General features: G+C 29.0%; 12 protein-coding genes and 1 other annotated feature. Of the genes, 2 read left to right on the top strand and 10 right to left on the bottom strand.

The window, feature by feature from the left end; all coding sequences use genetic code 11:
* Positions 1-111 precede the first annotated feature (111 nt).
* The 10 genes from T434_RS0105390 to T434_RS0105345 all read right to left on the bottom strand — a co-directional run bounded on the left by T434_RS0105390 (position 112) and on the right by T434_RS0105345 (position 9,476).
* The gene (locus tag T434_RS0105390; protein ID WP_026400217.1) at positions 112-1,101 is read right to left on the bottom strand and encodes a YitT family protein; all 990 of its coding nucleotides are present in this window, start codon (positions 1,099-1,101) and stop codon (positions 112-114) included.
* A gap of 5 nt (positions 1,102-1,106) precedes the next feature.
* The gene (gene metG / locus T434_RS0105385; RefSeq protein ID WP_026400216.1) at positions 1,107-2,675 is read right to left on the bottom strand and encodes a methionine--tRNA ligase; all 1,569 of its coding nucleotides are present in this window, start codon (positions 2,673-2,675) and stop codon (positions 1,107-1,109) included.
* Between the two features lie 54 nt (positions 2,676-2,729).
* Positions 2,730-2,941, bottom strand: a binding site (T-box leader).
* An 86-nt stretch (positions 2,942-3,027) separates the two neighbouring features.
* The gene (gene rsmI, locus T434_RS0105380; RefSeq protein ID WP_051614464.1) at positions 3,028-3,867 is read right to left on the bottom strand and encodes a 16S rRNA (cytidine(1402)-2'-O)-methyltransferase; all 840 of its coding nucleotides are present in this window, start codon (positions 3,865-3,867) and stop codon (positions 3,028-3,030) included.
* Positions 3,848-4,582 (bottom strand): tRNA1(Val) (adenine(37)-N6)-methyltransferase, encoded by a 735-nt coding sequence (locus T434_RS07140; protein WP_162150758.1) that lies wholly within the window; start codon positions 4,580-4,582, stop codon positions 3,848-3,850. Before T434_RS07140 ends, rsmI begins: the two co-directional genes overlap by 20 nt.
* Positions 4,575-5,516 carry a hypothetical protein gene (locus tag T434_RS0105370; RefSeq protein WP_026400214.1) on the bottom strand — a complete coding sequence of 314 codons (942 nt, stop codon included), beginning with the start codon at positions 5,514-5,516 and terminating at the stop codon, positions 4,575-4,577. Before T434_RS0105370 ends, T434_RS07140 begins: the two co-directional genes overlap by 8 nt.
* On the bottom strand, positions 5,513-6,118 hold the full coding sequence (gene tmk / locus T434_RS07135) for a dTMP kinase (protein WP_035358505.1): 606 nt from the start codon (positions 6,116-6,118) through the stop codon (positions 5,513-5,515). Before tmk ends, T434_RS0105370 begins: the two co-directional genes overlap by 4 nt.
* Positions 6,119-6,132: 14 nt before the next feature.
* The gene (truA, locus tag T434_RS07130; protein WP_035358503.1) at positions 6,133-6,858 is read right to left on the bottom strand and encodes a tRNA pseudouridine(38-40) synthase TruA; all 726 of its coding nucleotides are present in this window, start codon (positions 6,856-6,858) and stop codon (positions 6,133-6,135) included.
* Complete coding sequence (locus T434_RS07555) at positions 6,848-7,849, bottom strand: energy-coupling factor transporter transmembrane component T family protein (RefSeq protein WP_051614455.1); 1,002 nt, start codon at positions 7,847-7,849, stop codon at positions 6,848-6,850. The genes truA and T434_RS07555 overlap by 11 nt, the downstream gene beginning before the upstream one ends.
* Positions 7,846-8,691 (bottom strand): energy-coupling factor transporter ATPase, encoded by an 846-nt coding sequence (locus T434_RS0105350; protein ID WP_162150757.1) that lies wholly within the window; start codon positions 8,689-8,691, stop codon positions 7,846-7,848. The genes T434_RS07555 and T434_RS0105350 overlap by 4 nt, the downstream gene beginning before the upstream one ends.
* On the bottom strand, positions 8,667-9,476 hold the full coding sequence (locus tag T434_RS0105345) for an energy-coupling factor transporter ATPase (RefSeq protein ID WP_035358486.1): 810 nt from the start codon (positions 9,474-9,476) through the stop codon (positions 8,667-8,669). The genes T434_RS0105350 and T434_RS0105345 overlap by 25 nt, the downstream gene beginning before the upstream one ends.
* 97 nt (positions 9,477-9,573) lie before the next feature.
* Here T434_RS0105345 and T434_RS07120 point away from each other — a divergent pair, with 97 nt between their 5' ends.
* Positions 9,574-9,885: a thioredoxin family protein gene (locus T434_RS07120; RefSeq protein ID WP_162150756.1), complete on the top strand. Its 312-nt coding sequence runs from the start codon at positions 9,574-9,576 to the stop codon at positions 9,883-9,885.
* A complete protein-coding gene (locus tag T434_RS0105335) occupies positions 9,878-10,720 on the top strand; it encodes an NAD(P)/FAD-dependent oxidoreductase (protein WP_026400211.1) in 843 nt (280 codons plus the stop codon). The genes T434_RS07120 and T434_RS0105335 overlap by 8 nt, the downstream gene beginning before the upstream one ends.
* Positions 10,721-10,833 lie beyond the last annotated feature (113 nt).

Raw genomic sequence — 10,833 nt, 5'->3', positions numbered from 1 at the left:
CTGTTCAACTGTTATTTTACGCTATTTGTTGATTGTTGTCAAAAAATAAAACTTATATTTATATAATTATGTTAAAAAAAGCTAGAACCAGAGAATGGTTCTAGCTTTTTGTTAAGCAATCGTTTTCTTTTTAAAGTTTCCAATAACTTGTCTTACAGGTTGTGTTACAATAAATGCTTTTTGATCGACTTGATGAACAAGTTGTGTAAGAATTGTTAACTCATAACTTGAAATAATTACTTTAAGTAATGTTTTTTCTTTATGTGTATACCCACCCTTAACATTAAGCAATGTGACACCGCGATGAATCTTAACTAAAATATCACCAATGATTTGATCAGGCATTTCAGTAATAATTTCAACAGATAAGAATTGGTATGCAGTATGTAAACGGTCAGTCATAATTGTTGAAACAATAATACGTAATATTGTATATGAAATGACAATTCCAGCTGCTGCTGTGACTTGATCAACTCCAACTAATACTTGGTTATCAACTAAATATTGAGCAGAAATAATACCACCTAATACCGCTGTACTAATATTCATAATCATTGAAATGAATCCCACAGATTGACCTTTTTTAAGTGAAATATATTGTGCAACAATATCTAATCCACCTGTTGATGTACCATATTTTAAAGCCCCACCAGTACCAATACCAACTAAAATACCTCCAAGTATAGTAGCTGTTAAGGCTTGAGATTCACTATTTAATCCAATGTTAATTGTTGGAATATATCCTAACATGGTTGATTGAATTAATACAGAGATTAATGAATAAATAACGAACTTTTTAGATACACCAACCCAACCTAAAATTAGAATTGGAATATTAACAACAAATACCCATATACCTAAGAATGCACCTTCCCATGGTGTTGTATCAATATGAAGTGCATATTTCATAAAGTCACGGACTAACTGACCTAAACCCGGAATACCACCTGTGTACATTGGTATCACAGATGATTCTAAAAACCATTTCACACCAAAACCATAAATGATTGTGAAAAACACAACTGCAAACAAACGTTTAAGTTCAGGTTTAACTTTCATTTGATAGTTTTCGGTTTGCATATAAGCTTTTAATTTTTTCATAACAATTACCCTAAAATTTCTTCCATCTTCTTATTTAAATCATATCGCTCAAATAAAGGTTTTGCAACACCAATCATTTCTTTGTCATATAAACCAAATTCATGAACTTTATCAAAGCCTTGCGGATCAATGTTTAATTGTTCAAATATCTTTTTAGCTGTTTGTGGTAAGAATGGTTGTAAGAAGATTGCAATAAATCGAATAGATTCAACAAGTTGATATAATACATAGCTTAATTCTTCTTTTCTACCTTCTTTAAATAAATTCCATGGTTCAGCAACATCAATAAATTTATTCGCACTTCGAGCTAATATCATTAATTCTTCTAACGCATCAGATACTCTATAATCATCCATTAATTTAGTCATTTTTGTATATAGATTTAATGATATGTCTTTTAATGAAGGATTTTCTTTATAAAATGCTTCAATATGTGATGCAACTTTATCTGATTTTATAACTTTACCTTCTTGGTATTTATTTAACATACCAATGGTACGATTTACTAAGTTACCGAGCGTGTTTGCTAAATCACTATTGTTTCGTTCAATTAATAATTCATAAGTTAAATTACCATCTTGTGCATAAGGTATTTCATGTAATACATAGTAACGAACTGCATCAACACCAAAATGTTGAACAAGTTTATCTGTATAAATTGTATTGCCTCGAGATTTACTCATCTTATTTTTATCAAATAAAACCCATGGATGAGCAAATATTTTCTTTGGTAACGGTAATCCTAATGCCATAAGGATAATCGGCCAATAAATAACATGGAATCTTACAATATCTTTACCAATCATATGAACATCTGCTGGCCAATATTTTTTATATAATTCACCTGGATTTTCAAAATCAAAATCTAATCCTGTAATATAATTTGATAATGCATCAACCCAAACATAAACAACATGCTTCGAATTACTTAATACTGGAATACCCCATTTAAATGAGGTTCTTGATACAGATAAATCTGGTAATTTTTCTGATAAGAAATTTTGAAGTACTTCATTTTTTCTTGATTCTGGTTCAATAAAACCAGGATTATTTTTAATATGTTCAATTAAACGATCTTGATATTTACTTAATCGTAAGAAGTACGCATCTTCACTCATCCAGACGGGAATGTCCCCACTTGGTCCTTTACCATCAACAATTTCTGTTTCAGATAAGAATGACTCATCAGCAATTGAATACCAACCTTCATATTTGCCTAAATAGATGTCATCATTTTCAATAAGTTTTTCAAACATCTTTTGAACAACTTCTTTATGTTTTTTATCTGTTGTACGAACAAATTTATCATAAGAAACGTCCATCATGTCATAAATTCTTTTGATTTCATTTGAAATGACATCAACATAACTTTGTGGGTCCAAATCTTGATTTTTCGCATTTGTCTCAATCTTTTGTCCGTGTTCATCGGTTCCTGTTTGGAAAAATACATCATAACCGTCTAAACGTTTATAACGTGCGATTGCATCACTTAAAATCGCTTCATAAACGTTTCCTATATGAGGAATCGCGGATGCATATGCAATAGCTGTAGTAATATAAAATGGTTTTTTCACAATAATCCTCCTTTAAACTTCCTTAAAAAAAACCGCCCATAGATTAAAAAATAATCTAAGGACGAACTTAAATTCGCGGTACCACCTTAGTTCTATAGTTTTGTTCTATAGCACTCTTTTCGTCTTTAACGCAAGACTCATCGTTTTATTCTACATATCGAATAAAATACTCAAAAGCCATTCATATGGGTTATTTGTCTTACTTCCACCAATATAAGACTCTCTTTAAAATAACTTCCATACTATCTCTTTTTCGTCGTATGATTCAGTTTTCTAATATTATTATAACTTAAAATTAAAAAGAAAACTATATATGATATATTTTCTTAATTTATCACTTAATTTGCGTTGATTACTTAATTTTTATCACTTGATAAACTTCCTTTTTTGAGATGTTTAAATCTTTGGCAACCATCTTCATTGCATCCTTCTCAAGAAGTCCTTTTTTAATATATTCATCCATCTTTTTTAAGATGATATCATCACTTACAATGATTTCTTCTAATTTTCCTTCAACATATATGACATATTCACCACGTGTATCAAAGATTTCATCTTTAATATCTTTTAATTCTCCTCGATATGTTGTTTCAAATTTTTTTGTTAATTCTCTTGTCAAGACTAAATATCTATTACCTAATGTTTCATAAAGTAAGTTTAAAGTGTCATTAATTCTGAGTGGTGATTCATAAATAACTAATGTTTCAATTCGATTATAATAATTTATTAAGATTTTTTTTGCTTCACTTTGCTTTCTTGGAAGAAAACCTAAAAACGTAAATGGTTCAGTTCTTATACCTGTTATCACTAATCCTGTTAAAAGTGCCGATGCACCTGGTACTGCAACAACATTAAATCCTTCATCAATCACTTTATTTACTAAAATTGAACCGGGATCTGATAAAAGTGGTGTTCCAGCATCAGAGATTAACGCAATATTTTGATTTTCTTTTAAACGGCTGATAATTGTATCAACACGTTCTTTCTCATTAAATTTTTCATAACTCAAAAGAGGTTTATGTATATCATAGTGATTAAGCAGTTTTAAGCTTACCCTCGTGTCTTCAGCCAAAACTAAATCCACTTCTTTTAAAACATCAAGTGCTCTTAAAGTAATATCTTTCAAATTACCAATTGGTGTTGAAACGATATATAACGTTGATTTAGTTTCATCAAAAGTTTGTATATTCATTTTTATAACTTCTACCCTCATAAATGGATTTCATTTCTTCGGTTAATGTTTGATCAGAATGATACTGAATAAGTGGTGGTAAAACTGTTAGATGTTGTCTACCTTTAAAATGCGCTTCAATTAAAACTTGGTTAGGACTTAAATCAATTCTCGGATGAACAAAACGAATTCTTTTAACACTAAAATCATATTGATAAAGTAAATGCATAATTTCATCTAATCGATCAGCTTTATGTACAAAAAAGAATTGTCCACCATGCTTAATGTTTTTTCTTGCTGCGATAATTAATTCTTCTAAAGTTAATGTAAGCTCATGCTTAGCAATTCTCATATCTAAATCAATTGATTGTTTCGTTTCTTCATTCACTTTAAAATATGGGGGATTTGAAACAATGATATCCGCTTTCTTCTTTAAATTAAATGATTTAACATCTTCATTAAATATTTTGATTTGCTCTTCTAATTCATTTAATTTGATATTTTCTAATGCAACCTTATATCGATTTTCTTGGATTTCAACGCCTATTAATTCACCCTTAAATTTTTGACTTAAATAAAGTAAAATCGCACCATTTCCAGTACCAATATCAAGTATTCGTTTGGTATTTTTATTTATTCTTGTAAAATCTGAAATAAGAATAGTATCCATATTAAACGCTTTTCCTATTTCAGATACGATTGAAAGTTTCGTTCCAAGTAAATCACGTTTAAGCATGTTTGATACCATCCATTTCAATTAAAAATGATGTAATAAGTAATTGTGTATTTACTGGATACTTTAAGCGATTTGAATACTCTTTAACAATATCCATCATCTTTTGGGCTTTTATAATTGATATATTATTTGAAATAAGCTGAATTTTTTCTCGATAAAATGATAAAAATAATTTTTGATTCATATGATAATACATAATATCTAAACAAAGATACAACAATGTCTCAAAAATTAATTCTAAATATTTTTTATCATATTGAAGAATGTTAAATATTGATTGTTGAATGTATATATAACTTAATTTGTGATTGTTAAACCAATCTATCCAATCACGAATACATTCTAATGTTTCTAAAAAGAATACATCTTGACTTAAACTTTTAGCTTCATTTAAGTTTTTTGTCATAAGGGATACTAATGTTGCATGTTCTAAACTTAAATTTTCTTCTAAAAGTTTTTCAATTGTCAATTCTTGATCAAATATACGTACAACTTGTGCACGAGATAATATCGTTGGTAATAAGGCATTCACATTATCTGTTAATAGAATACCTATTGTTTCATTATTTTTTGGTTCTTCTAAAAATTTTAATAGTGAGTTTTGAGCACTCACGCTCATTGTGTCAGAACCTTCAACAATAAAAACTCTTCTTCCTTCAACTAATGAAGTTTTTGAAAACTCACGTTGAAGTTCTAAAACTTGTTCTTTTTTGATAGTTTGACCTTCTTTTTCAATATAGTAAAAGTTAGGATGATTTTGGTTTTTAATTTTAGACTCTAAAATTGGATCCTCATTACCGTCACCTAACAATAAATAGACAAGTTCAAAAATGAGGTCTTTTGTGATTTGACCTTTGGAACCACTTAATATATAAAGATGTGACAAGCGATGGTGTAAAATAGCTTGTTTAAATATATCGAATATATGGTTCATAAGCGCTCTAAAATAATATTCATTACCTCACTATAAATTTCATCAATTGTTCTGTTACCATCAACAACAATAAAACGTTTTTGATCAAGTTCTTTCATTTTTAAGTACCCTTCTCTTACACGTTCATGGAAATTAAATGTTTCAGAATCAAGTCTATCAATTTTATGTCCACGTTTTGAATTCACACGGCCCATACCAATTGACGGATCAATATCAATATAAAATGTTAAATCTGGCATGTAGCGTAATGCGTAGGCATTAATTTTTGATATATAATCATAACCTAAATCTCTTGCATAACCTTGATAGGCATAAGATGAATCAATATATCTATCGCAAAGAATTATTTTATCCCAATTTGGAATAATCACTTCATCTAAATGTTGTGCACGTGATGCAGCAAAAAGTAAAGCTTCTGTATGGGGTTTTAACTCTGTATTGTTCTTATCTAATAGAACTTCTCTAATCTTTTCTGCAATACGAGAGCCCCCTGGTTCTCTTGTTTGAACAATATCATATCCACGTTCAATTAACGCTTCTGCGAGGCGTTTGATCAATGTTGTTTTTCCGCTGCCTTCGCCGCCTTCAAAAGTAATAAACATATACTTATGCCCTTTCAATAAAATATTTTTTCTAAATATAACCCTGAAGCTGGTGCTGTTTTAGCTGTGAAATTTCTATTCTTAGTTTCTAATAAAGTTTCCAAATGATTAATTGGTTTTTTACCTTTTGAAATTTCAATAATATTTCCCATCATACTTCTAACTTGATAACGTAAAAATGAATCTCCATGAATTTTAAAAACATATTTATTTTTATATTCTTTTACGCTAAATTCATAAATTGTTTTAATGGGTGGTTTGTTTTCTTTATTAGGGCTAAACGCACTAAAATCATGAGTGCCTTCGAGTACTTTAATTTTATCCTTTATAAGGTCAAAATTAAAGTGTTTATCATAAATCATATATCTTGCTTCAAATGCTGATAGTGGTTTTTTGGATATATGATATGTATAAATTTTTGATTTAGAACTTAATCTTGAATGAAAATTTTCTTTCACTTTAATGACTTTTTTAAATCGAATATCACCTGGAAGTCTAAGATTTAATGCCTCTACCCAAGCATCACTATCTAAATTAATATGTGTATCAAAATGTATGACTTGACCCTTAGCGTGTACACCTTTATCTGTTCTTGATGCTGCAAAGGTTTTAATATCAAGTTGTGTCATAAGTCTTAAAGCTTTTTCAACATATTCTTGAATAGTCTCTTTATGGTTGGGTTGTTTTTGGTAACCTAAATAACTAAAGCCATCATATTCAATAATAGCTTTATAACGCATAACGCATCACCAAAAAACTAATCATTATGACACATACAAATGTTAAACTAATCCAGTCTCTTGCTTTGATTTGATATGTATCTATTTTGGTACGTTCTTGACCAATGACATAGCCTCTAGCTTCCATCGCATTTGATAGATCATCTGCTCTATTAAATGAAATCACAAAAACAGGTATTAATAATGCGATTACTTGTCCAATTTTATCTTTTAATTTAGATTCATTAAAATCAGCACCACGTGATGTCTGAGCTTTTAAGATTTTTTCTGCTTCTTCTAATAAGGTTGGAATACTTCTTAATGTTAATGAAATCATCATTGAGAAAATATACGTTGGAATACCAATGAAACGTAAAGGTTTTAATAGCGATTCTAATGCATCATTAAGTTCTATCGTTGATGTTGTAAACGTTAATAAACTTGCAACAATCATTACAGAAATAATTCGTAAGAAAATAAATCCAGCTCTAATCAACCCCGATGGCATTACGATAAAATCATAATCTAAACTCATAAAACTTATAGATAAATATTTAAATGAAAACCATTGTAAAACAAAAATTAATACAACATATGTGAAAAACCATGTTGTTCTAAATTTTTTAATACGGGCTTTAACGAGTTGATAAATAACCGTTAATATAATAATTAAAATAACACTCACTAAACTTAGAGTCATTGGTATATTTATAATTGGTGTTTCATTTGCAGGTCTTATAGTAAATAACTGGATGATAAACGTAAATGTTAATAAGAAGACAACTGCTTTAATTCCACTTAATACTTTACCTAATGGAATACCCGATAAATAAATTAATCCAATCGTGAATAAAAATAATCCTATCATCCATGAAATATAAAATACATTTACCTCAATTGGAATTAAGAAAATTGAGATGATTAAAATCATCATAGAAAGTAACTTAATTCTCGGATCTAACTTATGTAAGAAAGATTCACCTGCTATATATTGTCCAATTTTAATATTCATGATAAGACCTCCTTTAAATAAGTAAGGAGTTCTTCGTTAGTTAATACTAATTTTTTAGGTATATTGAGCGTTTCATGTAAATGATTCATAATTTTCATTGGTGTTGGAAAATCTAAATGGAATTCATTGAAATTTGGATGATTAAATAAATCCTCTTTAGTACCATCAAATACAATTTCACCATTTTTTAATACAACAACTCGTTTTGCATATTTAGAAACAACATCCATATCATGTGAAATCATAACAATCGATTTATTTTCTTTTTTGTGAATATCTAAGAAAATATCCATGATATCAATTTTACCTTGAGGATCTAATCCACGTGTTGGTTCATCAAGAACTATAATATCAGGATTCATTGCAAGTATACCAGCAATTGCTACCCTTCTCATTTGTCCACCAGATATTCTAAATGGACTTTCATGATATAGTGATTCATCAATACCAACACGTGTTAATGCTTCTTTAGCGAGCTCTGTTTTTTTATCTTTTAACTCTTTAAAATTTGAAGGTCCAAATTCAACATCTTTTAAAATATCAACCTCAAATAATTGATATTCAGGAAATTGGAATACTAATCCTACGTGTTTTCTTAAATGATTCACCTTAATTTTCTTTTTACTTGGTAGTTCAGTACCTAAAATATTGATTGTTCCACGACTTGGACGCATCAATGCATTCATATGTTGTAAAAGTGTTGATTTACCACTTCCTGTTTGACCAAGAATAGCTACCATTTCGCCTTCTTTTTCTATTTTTAAATTAATATTTTTTAAGGCTGGATAAACTTTCTTGAACCCATAATAGTTGTAGCCTACATTTTTAAATTGAATGTCCATAATTCGTCCACCAATCTCTTGTTTTCTTTTAGTTTTTCATCATTTAAAACGTCTAAATACACTCTTAAGCCTTCAGGTATTGTTAAATTTGAAGATTTTAAAAGTTCTTCATTTAAAAATAATTCTTCTGGCTTTCCTTCACCTATAATTTGACCTTCTTTTAAAATAATTGCATAGTCACTCTTTAATGCAAAATCTAAATCATGTGTAATTGTAATAATGGTTTGTTTGGTTGTTTCATTTAATTGTTTAATAAGTTGAGATACTTCTCTTACACCTTCTGGATCTAACATTGAAGTTGCCTCATCAAATATAATGATATCTTTATGCATTGCAAGTGCCCCCGCAATAGCAACCCTTTGTTTCTGACCGCCTGATAGTTGTTGAGGTTCTTTATATAAATATTCGCCCATACCTACTAATTTTGCATAATGTTCAACACGTTTTTTAATTTCTTCTTGTGGTAATCTTAAATTTTCTAAACCAAATGCGATATCATGACGCACAGTAACACCAACAAATTGGTTATCTGGATTTTGAAATACAATTCCAACCTTTTTTCTAATTTCGTTGATGTTTTCTTCATTCATTAATAATCCATCAATTTCAATCGTACCACTTTCAGCTTTAACTAATCCTATTAAAAGTTTAGCTAATGTACTCTTCCCACTTCCATTATGACCTAATATGGAAACCCAAGAACCCTTAGGAATAGAAAAAGAGATGTCTTGAATAACTTCCTTTTTATCATCATATTGAAATTTGAGATTTTCTACCTTAATCATATAATCACCTATCTTATCTTACATATTATATCATTGATTAATGATATTTTTAATAAACTTTACGATATAATAGGAGTGAAAGAAAAGGTGAGACATCATGTTATTTGAATTAGATGAAAAATTATTTTATGACCACATTAAAAAACATCATTTAGTACTTATTAAATTTGGTGCGCCATGGTGTCGATCATGTGAGGCATTAGAAGATTTATTAGAAGAACTTTCTGAAGATTTGTTCGATCTGGTTAAAATTTTTGAAGTTAATGTTGAAAATACACCATCAGTTGCAGATGAATTTGACGTATTCACATTACCAACTATGATACTTTTTAAAGATGGTAAAGAATATGATCGAAAAACAGGTTTACATAAAATCGATACGATAAAGGAATGGATATTACATGTTTGATTGTATAATTGTCGGATCAGGTCCTGCCGGTATTCAGACATCACTTTACCTAAAACATAAAAATATATTAGTTTTAGGACAAGAGACTAACGGATTAAACGATCTTGACTTAATAAAAAATTTATATGGTTTTGATGAAATTAGTGGTCCTGAACTTATGCGCCGTGGGATTCTTTCAGCACAAAATCAAGGTATTTTAGTCAATATAGAATCTGTTTTATCAATTGAAAAGATGAATAATCACTTTAAAGTTATTACAACAAAAAATACTTACGAAACTTTGACTGTTTTACTTGCAACAGGAAAGCCTAGAATTCCTTTAAAGAAAAAAGGTTTTTTAAGTTTTAGAGGTCGTGGAATACATATGTGCTCTTCATGTGATGGTTTTTTCTATAAAAATAAAAAAATCGCTTTAATAGGCTCTGGGCCATATATGCTTGAAGAGTTGAAAGTTTTAGAAAATTTTACAACTGACATCACAATATTTACAGATGGAGCTGATGTTGATTATGTATTAAATTACCCAATTGTTAAAGAAGAAATTCTTGAATTCATTGGAGAAAAACGATTAAATAAAATTGAAACGATCAACAATACATATGAGGTTTTTGGTGCTTTTTGTGCAGTAGGTTTTCCACAAGCTAATGACTTAGCTTTAAAATTAGGTATTATTACAGAAAATTCAAATATTATCGTTGATAATAACTATGAAACAAATATTAAAGGTGTTTTTGCTGCAGGTGATTGTATAGGTGGTATGATGCAAATTACTAAAGCATTAAATGACGCATTAGGGGCATCTATTGGCATTTTAGATTATCTTAGAAATATTTAAATTTATGTTTAAAATAAAAGACACTCTCGTGTCTTTTTTAGATGTATAAAATAGATGGTGTAATCTATATGCCTATCAATTAGGTGGTGGTAGTACACCATCTTTTTTATAGA

The sequence above is a fragment of the Acholeplasma equifetale ATCC 29724 genome (assembly GCF_000687735.1).
Taxonomy (GTDB): domain Bacteria; phylum Bacillota_I; class Bacilli_A; order Acholeplasmatales; family Acholeplasmataceae; genus Acholeplasma; species Acholeplasma equifetale.
Note: the sequence above shows the minus strand (reverse complement) of the source record. Positions and strands in the feature narration are given on the sequence as shown.